This is a genomic window from Nonomuraea sp. NPDC000554 (assembly GCF_040300065.1).
In the GTDB taxonomy this organism is placed as follows: Bacteria; Actinomycetota; Actinomycetes; order Streptosporangiales; family Streptosporangiaceae; genus Nonomuraea.
On the sequence record NZ_JBEPDC010000001.1, the window covers coordinates 131138 to 145854 of the forward strand.

The following is a 14717-nucleotide window of genomic DNA, read 5'->3' on the forward strand; positions in this document are numbered from 1 at the left end:
GCTCCAGGTTATGGATCGTCCTCAAACAGATCGGTTTGCCCGTCGCAGTCCCACCAGCGCAGGCCGGTGATGCGGAGTGGCCGGCGCGGGGTGAGGCCGAGTTTGGACGCGCAGTCAGGGCCGAGCCCGAGAGCGCGGGACTCGGGTGTCTTGAGCGCGTGCTTGCACGCCCTGCACTGGGTGACGTGCTCTCGGGTGGCCTGGTCGTCGAGGTCGAGGAGGTTCACCGCCGTCTGCTCTCAGCGAGCCCCTTCCACCCCTCGGCGGTGGCCTGCCACTTCTGGGAGGTCGTCTGCCACTTTGCCGAGGTCGCCTGCCACTTGCTCGCGGTGTCCTGCCACGTCCGGGCTGTCTCCTGCCACTTGCGGGCGGTCCCCTGACTAATCACCAGCATGGCAACCAGGAGACCCATCATGAGTACGACAGCGGCCAACATCACGATCTCAACCACGGTCACGGCGTCTCCTCCTTGGTGTCGTCGAGAGCGGCGAGGACGTCGCGCCCACAGTCGGCGATCGCCAGGTCCACCCGCTCCGCGCACGCGTCTCCACGCTCGGCGAGTTCCACCCACTCCATGGCTTGCGCGCGGACGCGGGCGATGGCGGCTTCGGCATGCTCGGCGCGCTGCATCCACTCGTCGCGTTGCAGCAGGGCCTGGGCGCCGAACTGCTTCTCCGCTTCGGTGGCCCGCTGACGCCACTGAGCGCGCTCCTTCTCGGCCTTCTCGGCGCGTTCCCGCAACGCCTGGAGTTCCTCGTCTCGTACGGCCTTCACAGCGTCTACGAGCTTGGATGGCACGAACAGCGTCTCACAGTCGTCGGCGAGGACAGCGGCAAGCATCTGGCGTGCGATGTCGCCCTTCACGCACAGGTCATGCTCCGGGTTGACCGGCTCGCAGCAGATCCACTCGCCCACGATGGAGAAGTCAGCAGCCGTACGGATCGCTTCGGCGTAGCGGTGGCGGAGGTCGTCAGCCATGAGAGCCCTCCTGGTAGCTGAGAGGGTTGTCCATGATCTGAAGCGCTTGGTTCACCGCAGCCCAGAAGCCTTCAGCGTCTCCCTCATCGCGGGCTCCGAGCGCGTCCTGAGCCACCTGAGCAAGCAGCCTCTCGGCCTCTTCGGTTCGATCAGGCACGGGCTTCTCCGATCTGGCGGGCGGGCGGCTCGCTGTCGAGTCGCGCTTCCTCTTCGGCGGTCCACATCCACAACGGAATCAGACCGAGCATGACCATCGGGTCCTCAACCAGTCGGGCAGCCGTCTCGAAGGTGGCGGCCTCCGTGACCAGCGCTTCGTGCATGGGGGTAGACGGCTCCCCTTTGTCGTACTCGCGGCGGCCCTGAGCCGCACGCTGGAGTTCGGCGGCTACCTCTCGCCGTACCTGGGCGGCGAGGATGGGAGCAGCAGCCTCCACAGCAGCGCGGCCGGCTTCCTCGTCGTGAACGGTCCACGACTCGGCAACGGCTCCCCGGTAGACGCCGACCATCGCAGCGGTAGCGGCTTGTACGGCTTCCTCGGGGATCTCAGGCATGGGCCACCTGTCGGAAGATCTCAGGGCGGGCGGTCTCCAAATCATGGACACTGCGCAGGTCGAACATCAGCGGGCAGTCATGCCCGTCGTGAGCGCCGCAGGCGAAGCAGTATGAGTCTCCCGCCGCGACCTCCTCGACGTGGTACTGGCAGACGGGGACATCGGCGTGAACATGCTCGTGGACGCAGCCAGCCGTGGCAGTGATGACCGCGTGCTTGCCGCACGTCCCGTCGTAGCGCATGCCGCTGAACCTGCACTGGGCGGCTTCCGCTGGGATGGGATCAGGCATCGGGAAGTCTCCTCAGGCGTCGCATGAACGGGATCACGTCGCGTGTGCCATCGGGCCGCTGGACGAGGACGTTGCGGGGTCCGCCACCACGCCCCCACCCGACCAGGACAGTCACAAGCTCGGGCGGGGTGCGGCGGCCGGAAAGGCGGTCTCCAGGGTCGAGGTAGGTTCGACCGACCATCTTGCTTGCCACGGGTCAGCCCTCCTCGGGGGAGTCGGCGACGCGGGTGGCGTACAGCGTCCACGTCCAGTCGTCGCCCGGTTCGAGGCCGGGCTCACGTAGGTCCCACTCGCCGACCTTGTACCGGTTGCCGTTGATCGTGACGATCGTCTTGGCCTGCTCGCGAGCGTAGGTGAGTGCTTCCCGGATCGCCGCCTCGGCGCACTTCACCTGTGGGACGCCGCTCGGGTGAGCGGCCATGAGCAGTGACCAACCAGCGAGCACCTGGTCGAGCAGATCGGCGGGAACCTCGGGTGTGGTGTTGGTCATTGGACGGTTCTCCTTGATCGCTTGGGTGTCTGGTCTGAGCGCCCTCCCCCGGTCGTGAGCACGGGAGAGGGCGCGGGAAAGCGGTTGCTGCGCGGCCTACTTGAGCAGCGCATAGCCGATCGCGATGAGGCCGACAACGGCGAGCGTGTAGGCCAGCGCGAACACGAGCATGTTGAAGGCTGTAGGGCGGCGCATCTCGGTTCTCCTCAGGGGGTCGGGGTGGCCCGGTAGGAGCTGGGCCTTGTTCGCGCTCGGGGTCAGCCGTTCTTCCACTCGCTGGCCACGCCCTCCCAGGCGTTGGTGTCCAAAGCGCGCGGGTCCTTGCGCTGTCCCAGCGCCGTGGCGGCGGCCAGGGCCAAGGTCGCGTGCATCTGGGCCTGGGCCATGGTGAACATCGCCCATTCCAGTTCCTGACCTTCAGCCTGCTTGGTCAGAGCCTCCGCCTTGGCGTAGTGCTCGGGTCCGGTCATCGTGTCCTCCGCGAGGGGTTGTGGATCTTGGATGGTGGCCCGGTAGGGAGTACCGGGCCAGAGGGGTCAGGCGCAGTCACGCTTGCGAAGGTCGACCTCGCTGGCGGTGGTGGAGCCCCACGGTCCGACCGCCATGTGCCCGCCACAGGTCTGGCAGGTGGCCTCGACCGTGATGCGGTTGGTCTTCTCCCAGATGGGGCTGTGCCCCCTGGCCTTGACTTTGGGATCCCATGCGGCCTTGTAGCGTCCGAGCCCCTCGCTCAGGACGTCGGCGGTGGCGTTGCTGTCTTCGGTGGAGCTTCTGCGTGCCATCTCGTCTCCTACGTGGGCGGGTCAGGGAGTGGAGCGGGGCCCGGCGGGAGAGCCGGGCCAAGGGAGGTCAGTCAGCGGGCCGACACGTGCGCGACCCGCACCCAGCGCCTGTCCGCATCCGCTACGAGCGCCGTCGGGTCATCTCCTGGGGCCAGCTCGTAGAAGTCACCCGCGACCGCGACGTGACTGCGGATGATCACGTACGGCGCGTTGTTGTACATGACCCTGTCGCCAATCCAGTAGGGCCAGGAGCGCGGGGGCGTGCTCGCGCACCCGGCACAGTCCGCCGCCCCAGACGGGTAGTGGTAGGCGCAAATTCCACCACTCGGCGCGATCTCGTCGGTGGGCTTCTCGGTGGTCATGAGCGTCATCTCGTCTCCCTTGCGGATTAACTTTGTGGGTTCACAGTATCACCGAACTATGGGGGTTCAAGGTTTTCTGTGAGAAACTTTGTGGGACCACGAAGGGACTCGCATGGCCGACGACAGCGACCACACTCACCAGCAGCGGTTTCGGCTGCCCCTCGTCTGGTGGCAGACGTACGCCCGCGTCACGGAACGACTCGGAACGAACCGGACCGCCCGACTCCTCGCCCTCATCCGCGCCGACATCGAGCAGCACGGCGACGAGGAAGACCTGCGCGCGTTGGCCCAAGGCGACGCCGAGCTTGCCGAGCGCCGCTCCCGCAAGGGAGGCCGACCCCGCAAGACGCCACCGGCCAAGGAGTAGCCGTTCACCCGGACTCCCCCGACGCCGCACGCGTGCACGGACCACAGAAGTCCTCGCCATCGCGAGCGCTCCAGCCGTACTGCTCGGCGGCGACCCGGACGGCAGCCTCAACGTCGTGGCCGCTGATCTGGCAGTACGCCCCACAGTCCGGGGTGTCGCACGCGAGCGAAACCTTGCGGACCATCACCGGGACGCCTCCCCGGACTCCAGCTCGCGGAGCACTCTCACAGCACGCCGAAGGTCATGCAGGTCGTCCGGGTCGTATTCGTTGGGCAGTCCAGCCACATAGCTGGACTCGACACACTTGGCGGCGAGGACCACAGCCCGGCGGGCTCGCCACAGCCTCAGTAGCTTCACCGGGACGCCTCCCCGGACTGGTCGGCCGCGAGACGGCGGCGGATCGCCATCCGCCACTGACGGGCGACCGCCTCCACCTGAAGCAGCTCGGCGAGCAGGGCGTCAGGGTCGGCCTCGGCGAACGCCTCGTAGACCTCCTCCAGGAGGATGTCTGACCAGGTGAGATTGCCGTTGACGGCAGCCTCCTGGCAGTACTTGCGGGCCTCTATGGCGTCTTCGCGCCACCCCGAAGGGGAAGTGCCGTCGGGGTGGTTCTGCTCGCCGAACTTGGCGTTCTGGCGGGCGAGTTCGTCGCGGACTTCCCGCTCTTCCTCGGTGAGGTTGGCGGTGAAGTAGGTCATGACTGCCTCTCTTGTCGATCTTGAGTTCGTATGTGGATCTTGATCTCAAACTGGTGTGCGTCTCAGAAGGCCACAGGAGCCCCCTGAGACCCACGGGTGTCTTACGGGACCAGAACCCGCCTACGGGAGGCTCAGCGGCGAAGCTGGGGGCCGGACGGGGCATCTCCGGACGGAGCGGGCACGGCAGTCCCGTTCAGGACCCGAGCCACAGCCAGCGCGTGCTCGACCTGTCCCGCTGCCGCTGTCCGAAGACCACGCTTGGCAGCGAACTCGGCGATGTCCGCCATGTGCTCCAGCAGGGCGGCGAGAGGCTCAGCCAGGTCGGGGTTCATCAGCGCGATCCACCGCGCGTTGCACGGGTTCCGTAGGCCGCCCTTGCGGTAACGCTTCTGGCCAGATGCGACCACCTCAGACTCGACGGTCCCAGTCGGGTAGGCGTGGGAATAGACGGCGCTGGTCGAGGCGGAGTCGGGCGACCAGACGGGGGCGGCCTTCCACGGCCCGGCAGCGGTTCCTCGCGCGTTCTCGCGGATGTGGCGGGCCGCTTCGCGCAGCTCTTCGGCGACGGTCTTCTCGGTCTTGATGTCAGCCACAGTGGACTCCCTTGACGAGTTCGGCCAGGACTTCAGCAACGACGAAGTCGGGGCGCCACGAGCAGGCGTTGCACGCCCCTCCCGGCGCATCACAGGGACGCTGGTTCTGCTGCCGTTCGACCTCTTCCAGCAGGTCGGCGACCATGCCCGCCACCTCTGGCGAGAACAGGGCCGCGAGTTCACCCGCCGCACCACCCACGGCGTTGTCGATGCCCTGATAGAAGCCGCCGTCGTAGTAGGCGCTCTCGGCCATGTCCCGCTCGGCGGCAGCGACCTTGCCGCGCAGGAACGCCACCGCAGACTCCAGCGGAGTGGCGAGGATCTTGGTGTCAGCCATGACTGGGGGTCTCCTTCGGGGTCATGCCTGGCGAGAGGACCCCGTCCAGGCCGCAGGTGCACGGCTGCTGCCAGTAGCGGCGGCAGCCCTTCTCGTGCCGGACGTACCGGCGCAGCGCGAACAGCTTGCGGGTCGCCCGATCCAGGCGCCGCTCACGGTCCTCGGCGAGCCGCTGCCAGTCGGTGGACGCCTTCCGGACGGCCCGCTCCTCGACCTCGGCCAGCTCGGCGCGGATCTCCGAGCGGTGGCGCTTGGCAGCTGCCTCGGCCTGGCTCTGCCTCTTCGACTCGGCCACGCCGTGCGAGCCGTTCCCGCAGTGCGGGTTGATGCAGTCCGCCACCCACACGCGGTCGGGCTCGCGCTGCACCACGTACACGCCCATGTCGGAGGCCATCACCGCGCCGCCTTCGTGTCGGGTGGTCCAGGGGGCAGGGCGGTCACTTCGGAATCGGCCGGCGGCGGATCCGACAGCAGCTCGTCCAGTAGGCGGATCAGCTCGTTCAGGTCGCCCCAATCCGAGCCGCAGCGGCACACGCGCGAGGGCGGGCCCTCGTACGGCATGCAGCCGCCGCAGCTCGGGCATGGGTGGGCGTGGTCAGCGCGGCGGAGCATCGGGGGTGCCTCCACTGGCGGACATGGTCAGGTGTCCTTTCCGGCGACGGGCTCCCAGCCGGGAGCAGGGGTGAAGCGGGTGACGGCCTTCCAAGGCCATTCGCCTTCGCCGCCCCACGTCAGGCGGGTGGGCCAGTCGCGCTGGTCACGGGCACCTCGCCACGGCTTGACGTCGACGGTCTTGCAGGGCTCGCCAGGCTCAGGCTCGTAGGCGGGAGCGATGCCGAACCCGAACTCGGGCCAACGGAGCAGGAGGCTGGAGCCGACCGGGCGGACGGAGCGGTTCTTGCCCTGCTCACCGTGGCCTGCGTGGGCTTCGATGACCATGGCGCAGTTGGCCGCGGTCCGCGCCTGGTCCAGGACGCTCACCGTCAGCCGGGCGGCTCCTTCCTCGTTGATGTTCCCGGCGTGCAGCCGGTAGAAGGGGCCGATGAACAGCAGGTCGGGCTTGTGCGCGGTGACGCGTTCGAGGAGCCAGGCCGCATCGCTGGGCCGGGACACGTCGATGCCTTCCGGCTTGTGGATCAGACGCAGCGCGCCATCCGGGACACGGTGGCCGAACTTGATGGACGAGGCGGCGAGCGGCCGGAACTTGCGGCGGGACTGCTGCTCCGAGTTCTCACAGTCGATGAGCAGCACTCGCATGGCCGGGATGTCCTTCCACGTGAACGGGTGCATGCCCGCGGCCACCATGACGGCCATCTGCCGGATGGCCATCGACTTGCCGAGCCCCTCGAATCCGGTCCAGACGAGCCGGTCGCCGCGCTCGATCAGGTCGGGGATCACCCAGTCGTAGGGCGGGTCCTCAGTGGAGATGAACTCCCACAGGTCCGGCGCCAGGTCTGGCTTGGCCTCCTGCTCGCTGGTCCAGATCTCGACCAGGTCGGGCAGCTTCTTGCCTGCGTTGAAGTGGTCGGTGGCGTCCTTGCCGGCCGCGGGTTCGACGATGCGGATGGACCGGGCGATGCCTGTGAGCATGTCGCGGACCTGGCGGGCGTGGGCGTGGCCGGGGTCGTCGCGGTCGCACACGATCGTCACGTCGGCCTCGCGCAGGAACTCGCAGTACTCCGGCCGCCACTTGCCAGCGCCGCCGGGGTTGCAGGTGGCGATGAGGCCCTGCGCTTCGAGGGTGTGGACGTCCTTCTCCCCTTCGACGGTGAAGATCACGTGCCCGTCGCGGACACCTTCGATGACGCGGGGCAGCCGGTACAGGACGCGGCGGGTGTCGCCGAGCCGCCAGTTCCAGCCCTTGGGCCTGCTCGGGTCAGGGACGCGGCAGGGGAACTGCTTGTCGGGGGTGCGCATCACCTGGAACAGCAGGTCGCCCTGCTCGTCGACGTAGTCGTAGACGGCGGTCGCTACGCCGCGGGGCGTCCACTCGCCGCGCTCTTGCCGCTGGTCCCGTGGCTTGCACAGGGCGTCCCAGGTGAGGCCGATCGCGGCGAGGATGTCATCTCGTTCGCAGCCTGCGTGGCAGTGGAAGACGACCGGATGCTCTTTACCGCGGCTGATCGACAGGCTTGCCTTGCCGTCGTCGTGGGCCGGGCAGCGGGCCATGAAGCTGCCGTACTGGGAGCGGACTCCGTCCAGCTTGGGGAGTACGAGGTCGGTGAGGACGTCCATCAGTTGTTCCACCACCCTCCGCCGTTGTTGTTGCCTGCTGGTGCCGCTTCGTCGTCCCACCGGCCGTGGTTGAGCCAGGTGGACGGGTGGGCGGTGTACTGGATGTCGTTGGCCATGCGGTGCGGGTCGCGGGCGTAGCTGCGTGCGCCTTCGATGACGCGATCCGGGTCAGCGCCCTTCTTGACCGCCTTGTCCCACGACTTGCGGGCTTCGGTCTTGCCGACCTTGCGCGGGTAGATCTTCCAGAAGGCGTCGAACATTCGCTCGCTCTCGGCGCGGCTCAAGCCGCGTCCTCCCCTTGGGGGGTCGGGGGGGAAAGAGTTATGTGGAGTGGAGTGGAGTGAATCGCCCGCGCGCGCCTCTACGCGCGCGCCCGCGCGAGGCTGGAATCCATCCGGACTCCCGGCGGAATGGTCCACGGATTCCGCCACGCCTTCCGACTGGATTCCGTCCGGATTCCGCTCGGAATGGTCACTGGATTCCGTCACGCCTTCCGCAGGCTGCTCCGAACCCGCTTCCTCCAGGACCGGCGGGGCCTTCTTCGCGGCCTTGCGCTCCCGGTCCTTACGCCGAGCCCGCCCCAGCTCCTCTGCGGACGCGTTCCACTTCAACCACGCCCGGACGAAGTACCCGCCCTCCTCTTCCTCCCACAGGCCGACCTCGACCAGCCGGTCCGCGCGGTCCATCACGTCGTCCATCCCGGCGCCCACGAACCGCTTGAGCTGGGCGCGGGTGATGAACCCGTCCGACTCCGACGCGGCGCAGAACGCCAGGCCGCGCACGTACAGCAGCTCGGCATTCTCGCCCGCCTCGATGACGGCGTCGTCGGTGGCGTACGTGGCAGACAGGGGCGCGTACGGCCCCAGACGGCGCGTCATCGGGCACCCGCCATACGACCAGGCCGCGGAGCTTTGGCGAAGGGCAGCCGACCGTAGCCGTGCTGCGCAAACATCTCTCCGACGTAGTCGACATCGGGATCGGCGCCCGGGCGGGACGCGATGCGCTGCTGGAGACCGTGAGCCGAGACCGCCGAGATGTACTGGTGCTCCGGCATCAGCCCTTCCGGAGCGTCGCAGTGGCGGCAGTACAGCCGGTCCACGTTGGTCTGCGTGAAGCACCACTGTGCGCAGAAACGGCACTGGTTGATGGTGATCCGGTAGTCGCCCGTGGCGCAGTGCCAGTTAGCCGATCGCGCGGGCTCGCCGGCCGCCCGCAGGACCACCACCAACTCACCGCCAGGCTGGTCCGGGTCCGCGATAGCCCGGTGGAGTCGGCGCGTCTTGTTCAGCCGCTCGTCGTGAGCGCCTTTCACTTCGCACCACACGTTCTGGCCCGAGAGCCGGAAGTCGGTGAGGTGCTTCTCGCCGTCGCCGAGGTCGACCGCTTCAGGCTCGTACTCGTAGTACCAGCCGAGACTGTCGAACGTGGCCGCCCAGTCCGCTTCGAGCGTTGAGCGGTAGGTGGTCCCGTTGTAGGTCAACGGGACAGCGCGGATGTTCAAGTGCGGGAGGACCTTCCGTACTGGTGGGGCTGGTGGGACTCGCGGGGGCCTTCAATCCCCCGCCTTACTGTGGTTCCGCCTCTCATTCTATGCCACTACCCATGGCATTGACTAATGGCCAATAGGCTTGGCTATACTGAGACCATGGGTCATAGCCATGCCTTGATGCCTCGCCCCATGTGCGAGCATGTGCCTGTGGAAAAGGACCGCCAGCAGCGACTTCGCCGCCTCGCAGCCGCCTACAAACGCCGCACCGAGGCCGCCGAAGCAGCTCACGATGAGCTGGTGGCCGAGGTCCTTGCCGCCCTCGACGACGGCGAGCAGCAGGTCGACATCGTCCGAGAGATCGGCTTCACCCGCGAGTGGGTGCGTCGCAAGGTCGTCGACGCGCGCAAGCGCTCTTCCGACTCCTGAGGTCATGACGCCTCCCCCAGCTCGGCCAGGTCACGCCGCGCACCCTTCGGCTTCTCCTTCGGGTCGTCGATGTCGTCCCACGCCATCGCCGAAACCCACCCCTGAGAGGCGGCATACCGTCGCGTCCGGGTCACCATGGCTCGCTCGTAGCGGGTGGTGTTCGGAGGTGTCCGGATCGACAGTTCGGCGTAGATCTCCCGTACGGCGCTGGCTGTGGAGACCCGGACCCGCGGCCTTGACATCACCTTGCGGATGGACTGGCGCTCCAACCCCATCCGCTCCGCCAGGCAGGTGGCCGACCAGCCGAGGACGATCAGCGCCTGGAGGCGCCGGCGGGTACCGGTAGCGTCCACGCGCGCCCAAGGCGGAAGTTCGCCGAGGTCGACGCGGACCGCCAGCAGCTTGGCCGCGAAGTTCGCCCGCACCCTGGTCCGGTCGGACGACAGGAGAAGCTGGATGTTGCCGTAGGCGACCCCGGCCAGCTCACCGATCGATTCGATGCTCAGCCCGGCCGCCCGCAGGCGAGCCACATGGTCGCGAACTGGTTGTGCGTCCGCCCACGGCCGCCATTCGCCGCGTTCGATCAACGTCAGGCGCCGCTTGTTGTAGCGGAGCATCGCCGCGTGGCACAGCTCGCACCGGCAACCACCGGTCGTGTACCGCGTGTAGGAGCCGTGAACGGCTTTCGTCTCGGCCATCACGCGGCCCTCGCCCGGCGGCGCCGCTGCGCCCCGTTGCTGCACGTCTTGCACGCCGAGTGCAGGCCATCTCGGTGCGACTTGTCATTGCGGAAGGCCGACAGCGGTTTGACCATGTAGCAGCGGGTGCACCGCTTCTCGGTCACCGGCTGCTCCGGCTCGGGCTTGGCCCGGTGGTAGGAGGCTCGCCGGCTGATGCGGCGCCGGTCTGTCTCTCGTTCGTCGGGGTTGCGACCGCCCCACGTGCCGTACTTCTCCGGGCGGTCCAGGGCGTAGTTGAGGCATTCGTTGCGGACGGGGCACTGGGCGCAGAGGGCCTTCGCCTTCCGCTCGCGCACGTCACGCTCGGGCTGCCGCTCTGCGTCAGGGCCGAAGAAGAGGATCAGGTCCTCGCCGCGGCATTGCGCGTCGTCCTGCCACTTCCAATCAGGCTTCGCCATGGTTCGCCTCCGTTCGGGGATGTTCGGGGTCGTCCGGTGTCATCCGGGCCTGTTCGGCGAGGTCCCGCGCCATCCGCCAGGCGGCCAGCTCGACCGCTACAGCGGCACGCTGGGCAGGCGTAGCGGACTCGTCAGCGGCGGCACGCTCCAGGCACGGGATGTGGCGGGAGATCCGCTCAAGGTCAGCGGTCAGGTCAAGAGCCATCGACGGGCACCTCCCGCAGGTAGCCGACGACCATGTGGGTTCGGCCGTCCTCGTGGAGGCCGCGCTTGTCCCAGTGCAGGACGTCGAACGCGGCCCCGTCGATCTCGACTCGGCTGGTGTTCGATGGCGCCCGCATGCAGGCTTCGAACCTGTAGCCGACCCCCGCGATCGCCTTCACGTAGCGGAACGGTGAGGAGTCGCCGAGCGCGCGGCGCAGACCTAGCATGGTCGTGATGATCGGCTTACGACTGGGCATGAACGTGACCTGCCAGACGTGCTGTCTCAGCTCGTCGTACGCCTGGCGGGCGGCGGCGTCTACACGGACAAGGTCAGACATCGGCGGCCTCCACGGGCTCCTGTACGGCTGACGCCGGGGCTCGGCGGGCACGTCGCCGGGCAGCTTCGTAGTCGGCCCGCGCACGGCAGCAGGCGGCGCACGGAACGGTGCCGTGGACGCGGTGATAGGAGTAACCCGCGTAGGTGCCGTGCTGGACCTGATCGGGGCGCAGGCGTGGTCTACCTCTCGTCATGTCATGCACCACCCGTTGTCGCAGGAGGCGTCCTGCTCGTCGTTCAGGAAGGGGAGGAGTTCGCGGCCCGCGGGGATGACCTGGCGCAGCGACTGGCCGTGTGTGGCGCCATATCGGGTCAGGTAGATGCGGTCCTTGCCGAGCTTGGCGCGGCGCTCGTTCAGGGTGTCCTCAAGGCCGGCGGCGGCCTCGAACAGGTCGGGCTCGTCACGCCTCAGGTCGGCCCAGTTCTCCGGCGTGTGGAGAGGGCAGAACCAGCAGGACGACTTCGGCGGGATCGGCAGGCCAGCGTCACGGATGGTGCGGATGCAGTCCGACACCCGTAACCGCATGTCAACGAGTGGGTAGACGAGCTTCTCGTAGGGTGCGGCCTTTCGGGAGTTGATACGTTCGATCTCGTCGAGGCTGATCCCGACGCCGACCGTGGCAGGGTTGTCTGCGGTGGCGCCATTCTGCTTCAGCCACTTGGCGATCTCGTCGATCTTGAACGTGCCTGTGCAGGAACGGTTGCCTGGGGCGGCGCTGCCCTCCATGCGCACTGGGATCTCGATCGAACGCGACCCCTCACGAGTGAGCTGCCCATACAGGGTTTTCACCTCGCCATCCCGGCCGACCTTGCGGATCATCCGCACGTCCAGGTGGTGCTTGTCGGCGAACGGCAGCACCACATTGTGGAAGTACGCGATCGTCCCCGGGTGCTCGGAGTCGTCTCCGACGTTGGAGAACACCCAGTGGTCGAAGTGCACGGGCAGCTTGCCCTGAGCGGCGAGCACCAGGGCGGCCACCGACTGGCGGCCACCGCCGAAGCTGAAAACGGACAGGCTCACTGTCCCCTCCTGCGCATCTCGTCGTCCCAGTCGAGGACCAGCCCGTCGAGGTCGTCGGTCGGGCAGTCGCCGGCGCGCAGCGTCTGCTGGGTGGCCTCCTCGGCGAGGGCGTCGCGGACGATCCGCTCGACCCGGTCCGGCTCCCAGTCGTCCAGGCGGAGCGCCTGGCGCCCAATGGAGGCCAGATGCTCCTGCTCGGCCCGCCAGGCGACGTTCGCGGCGCGGCGGGCACGGGAGGCTCGGTGCCGCTCGTGAGAGACCATGGCCGTGCCGATGCAGACGACGGTGGCGACCACGATCAGCAGACCGAGCAGCGTCCCCTGCGAGGCGGTGTTCCAGGCGACCAGCAGGTCCCAGAGGGTCACGGCTGGTCACCTCCGCCCAGGTCGCACAGCAGCTGATTGCGCTCGCGCAGGGAGGCGACCTCGTTCTCGACGGTCGCTTGCGCCGACTCTGCGGTGACCGCTCGCGTGCGCCACTGGTCCACCTGAGCTGTGAGGTGGACCGTGCGGGCGTAGAAGAAGCGGAGCTTCGCTCCCTGTACGCGACCCACGTACCACCACCAGGCGGCGTTCGCGGCGGCGATGGCGACCAGGGCGTAGACGATGAGAGCGCCCATCACGGGGTCTCACCGCCCTCAGGCTCGTCGTCCGGGCAGAACGCTCCGTCGCTGTGCTCGGGGTCGTCGAGGAGCAGCAGCCCCATCGGCTCGGCGAACTCGGTCCCGAGGTCGATGTCCACACGTCCGGCGGCGGTGTCCACGTTGAGGACGACCTGCCCGGTCGCCTTCGTCGTGGTCGCGCCGATCCCGGTGGCCGTGTAGCGGACGGGCGTCTTGACTTCCTTGGCCGTGGCCTCGACGGCGACCTTGTTCACCGCCTCCGGGTCGATGCCGTACTCCTTCAGCCAGGCCCACAGGTCGTAGCCGATGCCCGCGCCGGAGTCCCACTCCTGCCACAGCAGCCGGGCCACCTCGTCGGCCTGCTTCGTTCCGGCGCGCTCCTCCAGCTCGCGCAGCAGGTACAGCACGCCGTACCCCTGGGTGACCTGGTTGAGGGACAACCGGTACTTCTCCGGCTGCTCCTTGTGGTGGAGCAGGTTCATGGCGCGGTGGTAGTGCATTTGGACGAACGCGGCGTAGTGCTTGGCCATCGCCTCAGCGGTGGCCTCTTCCTCGCTCTTGGGGTACGGGGCGATCTGGTCGAGGGGGCTCACTGCTGGCCGCCCTTCTGCTCGGGCTCGGGCAGCGGGAATCCCGCCGCAGGACTGAACGGGACAGCACCGACCACAGGCCAGTCGGCCACCTTCTCGTCGGTTTCGTAGCCGCACGAGCCCCACGCGTCGGTCGTCATCCACCGGTTCGGGGAAGGAGGGGACGGCCACAGAACGGCGAGCACGCAGCCGTTGGGCTTGCGGCGGACGGTGCCGATTAGGTTCTCCGAGGGGTTCACGAGGCACCGCCGTTCCGCTGCGCCTGAGCGGCCTCGTAGGCGTCGGCCATCGCGGCGAGGTGAGCGGCGAGTTCCCGAGCGTTGTCCGGGCTCATCGACCACTCGTCCGCGCCGTGCGGGAAGATGGTGATGCCGTCGCGGGTGAGGGCCAGGAGGTCGCCGCCGTCGTGCCACTGGATGCCGAGCTCGGCGGGCGGCTCCAGCACGATCGGGGCCTCCGTGCCCTCGACGACGACCGCACGGAAGTGGCGAACCGTCTCGGCGTCACCTTCGCCGTCCCATCTGGTGAGCGTCAGGCTCAGGACGTGGCCCTCTGCGGTCAGGGACAGCGCACTCTCCAGACTTTCCCGCCACCCGTCTCTGCGTTCGCAGACGGCGGCGGCGACCTTCTCGGGAGTGATCTCGCTCATCGGGCGGGGGTCCTCTCGTACGGGTGGATCAGGGCGGGACGGGTGCGGCAGACCGTGAAGTCGTCGGCGGGCGCGGAGCGGATCAGCGAGGCGTGCGCCGCCCATCCGGTGTAGGAGCCGTGACGGCAGTGACGGCCCTCGTGGCGGGCGAACAGGCGGCTCACGACTCGCCCCCGATCTCGACCGGCGGCATCACCGACGTGTGGTCCTGAGGTGTCTGGGTGGGCTGCTCCACGGGCTCTTCCGCGCGCACCGGCGGCTGCTGCGCTTCGGGCGCCGGAACGGGCGGGCTGTCGAGCATCCGCTGGTACCGGTCGCGGGTGTCGGCCAGCTGGTCGAGCAGGACATGGCACGACGCCAACTCCTGCTCGTAGATCGCTGCCGCGTCCTTTACGCGGGCGATCTCCACGTCCACCTGCGGCAGAACGGTGCCGCGCAGGAACTTGGCTGAGCTTTCCGTCAAGCGCTGCACCGGGAAGTCGAGGATGTGCGTGTGCTGCTGAGTCACGGTGGTTCTCCTGAGTCAGAAGTGGTCTGGGAAGGCCGCGCCCGCCCCCGA

At 68.3% G+C, this 14717-nt stretch carries 31 protein-coding genes; 2 read left to right on the forward strand and 29 right to left on the reverse strand.

Annotated elements, in window-relative coordinates:
* Window positions 1–8: 8 nt before the first annotated feature.
* From ABT294_RS00675 to ABT294_RS00715, 9 genes are all read right to left on the reverse strand, one after another.
* Window positions 9–227: a DUF6011 domain-containing protein gene (locus tag ABT294_RS00675; RefSeq protein ID WP_350802542.1), complete on the reverse strand. Its 219-nt coding sequence runs from the start codon at window positions 225–227 to the stop codon at window positions 9–11.
* Window positions 224–457: a hypothetical protein gene (locus ABT294_RS00680; RefSeq protein WP_350802543.1), complete on the reverse strand. Its 234-nt coding sequence runs from the start codon at window positions 455–457 to the stop codon at window positions 224–226. The genes ABT294_RS00675 and ABT294_RS00680 overlap by 4 nt, the downstream gene beginning before the upstream one ends.
* Complete coding sequence (locus ABT294_RS00685) at window positions 454–978, reverse strand: hypothetical protein (protein WP_350802544.1); 525 nt, start codon at window positions 976–978, stop codon at window positions 454–456. Before ABT294_RS00685 ends, ABT294_RS00680 begins: the two co-directional genes overlap by 4 nt.
* A gap of 149 nt (window positions 979–1127) precedes the next feature.
* Window positions 1128–1529 (reverse strand): hypothetical protein, encoded by a 402-nt coding sequence (locus ABT294_RS00690; protein WP_350802545.1) that lies wholly within the window; start codon window positions 1527–1529, stop codon window positions 1128–1130.
* The gene (locus tag ABT294_RS00695; protein WP_350802546.1) at window positions 1522–1818 is read right to left on the reverse strand and encodes a hypothetical protein; all 297 of its coding nucleotides are present in this window, start codon (window positions 1816–1818) and stop codon (window positions 1522–1524) included. The genes ABT294_RS00690 and ABT294_RS00695 overlap by 8 nt, the downstream gene beginning before the upstream one ends.
* A gap of 196 nt (window positions 1819–2014) precedes the next feature.
* Window positions 2015–2308, reverse strand: coding sequence for a hypothetical protein (locus tag ABT294_RS00700; protein ID WP_350802547.1), 294 nt, complete (start codon window positions 2306–2308; stop codon window positions 2015–2017).
* A 257-nt stretch (window positions 2309–2565) separates the two neighbouring features.
* On the reverse strand, window positions 2566–2778 hold the full coding sequence (locus ABT294_RS00705) for a hypothetical protein (RefSeq protein WP_350802548.1): 213 nt from the start codon (window positions 2776–2778) through the stop codon (window positions 2566–2568).
* A gap of 66 nt (window positions 2779–2844) precedes the next feature.
* Entirely contained in the window at window positions 2845–3090 is a 246-nt protein-coding gene (locus ABT294_RS00710) for a hypothetical protein (RefSeq protein WP_350802549.1), read from the reverse strand.
* A gap of 71 nt (window positions 3091–3161) precedes the next feature.
* Window positions 3162–3461 (reverse strand): hypothetical protein, encoded by a 300-nt coding sequence (locus ABT294_RS00715; protein WP_350802550.1) that lies wholly within the window; start codon window positions 3459–3461, stop codon window positions 3162–3164.
* Between the two features lie 103 nt (window positions 3462–3564).
* Between ABT294_RS00715 and ABT294_RS00720 the strand changes: the two genes are divergently transcribed.
* Window positions 3565–3819: a hypothetical protein gene (locus ABT294_RS00720; protein ID WP_350802551.1), complete on the forward strand. Its 255-nt coding sequence runs from the start codon at window positions 3565–3567 to the stop codon at window positions 3817–3819.
* A 183-nt stretch (window positions 3820–4002) separates the two neighbouring features.
* On the opposite strand, the gene ABT294_RS00725 is transcribed toward ABT294_RS00720, so the two are convergent.
* The 8 genes from ABT294_RS00725 to ABT294_RS00760 form a co-directional block, all read right to left on the reverse strand.
* Complete coding sequence (locus tag ABT294_RS00725) at window positions 4003–4176, reverse strand: hypothetical protein (protein WP_350802552.1); 174 nt, start codon at window positions 4174–4176, stop codon at window positions 4003–4005.
* Window positions 4173–4517, reverse strand: a complete 345-nt coding sequence (locus ABT294_RS00730) for a hypothetical protein (protein ID WP_350802553.1) — start codon at window positions 4515–4517, stop codon at window positions 4173–4175. The genes ABT294_RS00725 and ABT294_RS00730 overlap by 4 nt, the downstream gene beginning before the upstream one ends.
* Window positions 4518–4648: 131 nt before the next feature.
* Window positions 4649–5110 (reverse strand): hypothetical protein, encoded by a 462-nt coding sequence (locus tag ABT294_RS00735; RefSeq protein WP_350802555.1) that lies wholly within the window; start codon window positions 5108–5110, stop codon window positions 4649–4651.
* Complete coding sequence (locus tag ABT294_RS00740) at window positions 5103–5447, reverse strand: hypothetical protein (protein ID WP_350802556.1); 345 nt, start codon at window positions 5445–5447, stop codon at window positions 5103–5105. The genes ABT294_RS00735 and ABT294_RS00740 overlap by 8 nt, the downstream gene beginning before the upstream one ends.
* A complete protein-coding gene (locus ABT294_RS00745; protein WP_350802558.1) occupies window positions 5440–5841 on the reverse strand; it encodes a hypothetical protein in 402 nt (133 codons plus the stop codon). The genes ABT294_RS00740 and ABT294_RS00745 overlap by 8 nt, the downstream gene beginning before the upstream one ends.
* A gap of 245 nt (window positions 5842–6086) precedes the next feature.
* Window positions 6087–7694 (reverse strand): AAA family ATPase, encoded by a 1608-nt coding sequence (locus tag ABT294_RS00750; protein WP_350802559.1) that lies wholly within the window; start codon window positions 7692–7694, stop codon window positions 6087–6089.
* Complete coding sequence (locus ABT294_RS00755) at window positions 7682–8560, reverse strand: LvrA C-terminal domain-related protein (RefSeq protein WP_350802560.1); 879 nt, start codon at window positions 8558–8560, stop codon at window positions 7682–7684. Before ABT294_RS00755 ends, ABT294_RS00750 begins: the two co-directional genes overlap by 13 nt.
* Window positions 8557–9183, reverse strand: a complete 627-nt coding sequence (locus ABT294_RS00760; protein ID WP_350802561.1) for a PDDEXK family nuclease — start codon at window positions 9181–9183, stop codon at window positions 8557–8559. Before ABT294_RS00760 ends, ABT294_RS00755 begins: the two co-directional genes overlap by 4 nt.
* A 195-nt stretch (window positions 9184–9378) precedes the next feature.
* Here ABT294_RS00760 and ABT294_RS00765 point away from each other — a divergent pair, with 195 nt between their 5' ends.
* The gene (locus ABT294_RS00765) at window positions 9379–9597 is read left to right on the forward strand and encodes a hypothetical protein (protein WP_350802562.1); all 219 of its coding nucleotides are present in this window, start codon (window positions 9379–9381) and stop codon (window positions 9595–9597) included.
* A gap of 2 nt (window positions 9598–9599) precedes the next feature.
* On the opposite strand, the gene ABT294_RS00770 is transcribed toward ABT294_RS00765, so the two are convergent.
* The 12 genes from ABT294_RS00770 to ABT294_RS00825 form a co-directional block, all read right to left on the reverse strand.
* Window positions 9600–10295 carry a hypothetical protein gene (locus tag ABT294_RS00770; RefSeq protein ID WP_350802563.1) on the reverse strand — a complete coding sequence of 232 codons (696 nt, stop codon included), beginning with the start codon at window positions 10293–10295 and terminating at the stop codon, window positions 9600–9602.
* Window positions 10295–10735, reverse strand: a complete 441-nt coding sequence (locus tag ABT294_RS00775) for a WhiB family transcriptional regulator (RefSeq protein WP_350802564.1) — start codon at window positions 10733–10735, stop codon at window positions 10295–10297. The genes ABT294_RS00770 and ABT294_RS00775 overlap by 1 nt, the downstream gene beginning before the upstream one ends.
* On the reverse strand, window positions 10722–10940 hold the full coding sequence (locus ABT294_RS00780; protein WP_350802565.1) for a hypothetical protein: 219 nt from the start codon (window positions 10938–10940) through the stop codon (window positions 10722–10724). Before ABT294_RS00780 ends, ABT294_RS00775 begins: the two co-directional genes overlap by 14 nt.
* Entirely contained in the window at window positions 10930–11277 is a 348-nt protein-coding gene (locus tag ABT294_RS00785; protein ID WP_350802566.1) for a helix-turn-helix domain-containing protein, read from the reverse strand. Before ABT294_RS00785 ends, ABT294_RS00780 begins: the two co-directional genes overlap by 11 nt.
* 189 nt (window positions 11278–11466) lie before the next feature.
* Window positions 11467–12297, reverse strand: coding sequence for a phosphoadenosine phosphosulfate reductase (locus ABT294_RS00790; protein WP_350802567.1), 831 nt, complete (start codon window positions 12295–12297; stop codon window positions 11467–11469).
* Window positions 12294–12662 carry a hypothetical protein gene (locus ABT294_RS00795; RefSeq protein ID WP_350802569.1) on the reverse strand — a complete coding sequence of 123 codons (369 nt, stop codon included), beginning with the start codon at window positions 12660–12662 and terminating at the stop codon, window positions 12294–12296. Before ABT294_RS00795 ends, ABT294_RS00790 begins: the two co-directional genes overlap by 4 nt.
* The gene (locus ABT294_RS00800) at window positions 12659–12919 is read right to left on the reverse strand and encodes a hypothetical protein (protein ID WP_350802570.1); all 261 of its coding nucleotides are present in this window, start codon (window positions 12917–12919) and stop codon (window positions 12659–12661) included. The genes ABT294_RS00795 and ABT294_RS00800 overlap by 4 nt, the downstream gene beginning before the upstream one ends.
* Window positions 12916–13512 carry a hypothetical protein gene (locus ABT294_RS00805; RefSeq protein ID WP_350802571.1) on the reverse strand — a complete coding sequence of 199 codons (597 nt, stop codon included), beginning with the start codon at window positions 13510–13512 and terminating at the stop codon, window positions 12916–12918. The genes ABT294_RS00800 and ABT294_RS00805 overlap by 4 nt, the downstream gene beginning before the upstream one ends.
* The gene (locus ABT294_RS00810) at window positions 13509–13748 is read right to left on the reverse strand and encodes a hypothetical protein (protein ID WP_350802572.1); all 240 of its coding nucleotides are present in this window, start codon (window positions 13746–13748) and stop codon (window positions 13509–13511) included. Before ABT294_RS00810 ends, ABT294_RS00805 begins: the two co-directional genes overlap by 4 nt.
* On the reverse strand, window positions 13745–14158 hold the full coding sequence (locus tag ABT294_RS00815) for a hypothetical protein (RefSeq protein WP_350802573.1): 414 nt from the start codon (window positions 14156–14158) through the stop codon (window positions 13745–13747). Before ABT294_RS00815 ends, ABT294_RS00810 begins: the two co-directional genes overlap by 4 nt.
* The gene (locus tag ABT294_RS00820; RefSeq protein WP_350802575.1) at window positions 14155–14322 is read right to left on the reverse strand and encodes a hypothetical protein; all 168 of its coding nucleotides are present in this window, start codon (window positions 14320–14322) and stop codon (window positions 14155–14157) included. Before ABT294_RS00820 ends, ABT294_RS00815 begins: the two co-directional genes overlap by 4 nt.
* On the reverse strand, window positions 14319–14666 hold the full coding sequence (locus tag ABT294_RS00825) for a hypothetical protein (RefSeq protein ID WP_350802577.1): 348 nt from the start codon (window positions 14664–14666) through the stop codon (window positions 14319–14321). Before ABT294_RS00825 ends, ABT294_RS00820 begins: the two co-directional genes overlap by 4 nt.
* Between the last annotated feature and the right edge of the window lie 51 nt (window positions 14667–14717).

Coding starts and splice junctions, on each gene's coding strand:
- ABT294_RS00685 (WP_350802544.1), bottom strand. CDS start 978: ATGGCTGACGACCTCCGCCACCGCTACGCCGAAGCGATCCGTACGGCT.
- ABT294_RS00690 (WP_350802545.1), bottom strand. CDS start 1,529: ATGCCTGAGATCCCCGAGGAAGCCGTACAAGCCGCTACCGCTGCGATG.
- ABT294_RS00695 (WP_350802546.1), bottom strand. CDS start 1,818: ATGCCTGATCCCATCCCAGCGGAAGCCGCCCAGTGCAGGTTCAGCGGC.
- ABT294_RS00700 (WP_350802547.1), bottom strand. CDS start 2,308: ATGACCAACACCACACCCGAGGTTCCCGCCGATCTGCTCGACCAGGTG.
- ABT294_RS00705 (WP_350802548.1), bottom strand. CDS start 2,778: ATGACCGGACCCGAGCACTACGCCAAGGCGGAGGCTCTGACCAAGCAG.
- ABT294_RS00710 (WP_350802549.1), bottom strand. CDS start 3,090: ATGGCACGCAGAAGCTCCACCGAAGACAGCAACGCCACCGCCGACGTC.
- ABT294_RS00715 (WP_350802550.1), bottom strand. CDS start 3,461: ATGACGCTCATGACCACCGAGAAGCCCACCGACGAGATCGCGCCGAGT.
- ABT294_RS00720 (WP_350802551.1), top strand. CDS start 3,565: ATGGCCGACGACAGCGACCACACTCACCAGCAGCGGTTTCGGCTGCCC.
- ABT294_RS00730 (WP_350802553.1), bottom strand. CDS start 4,517: ATGACCTACTTCACCGCCAACCTCACCGAGGAAGAGCGGGAAGTCCGC.
- ABT294_RS00740 (WP_350802556.1), bottom strand. CDS start 5,447: ATGGCTGACACCAAGATCCTCGCCACTCCGCTGGAGTCTGCGGTGGCG.
- ABT294_RS00745 (WP_350802558.1), bottom strand. CDS start 5,841: ATGGCCTCCGACATGGGCGTGTACGTGGTGCAGCGCGAGCCCGACCGC.
- ABT294_RS00755 (WP_350802560.1), bottom strand. CDS start 8,560: ATGACGCGCCGTCTGGGGCCGTACGCGCCCCTGTCTGCCACGTACGCC.
- ABT294_RS00770 (WP_350802563.1), bottom strand. CDS start 10,295: ATGGCCGAGACGAAAGCCGTTCACGGCTCCTACACGCGGTACACGACC.
- ABT294_RS00775 (WP_350802564.1), bottom strand. CDS start 10,735: ATGGCGAAGCCTGATTGGAAGTGGCAGGACGACGCGCAATGCCGCGGC.
- ABT294_RS00780 (WP_350802565.1), bottom strand. CDS start 10,940: ATGGCTCTTGACCTGACCGCTGACCTTGAGCGGATCTCCCGCCACATC.
- ABT294_RS00785 (WP_350802566.1), bottom strand. CDS start 11,277: ATGTCTGACCTTGTCCGTGTAGACGCCGCCGCCCGCCAGGCGTACGAC.
- ABT294_RS00815 (WP_350802573.1), bottom strand. CDS start 14,158: ATGAGCGAGATCACTCCCGAGAAGGTCGCCGCCGCCGTCTGCGAACGC.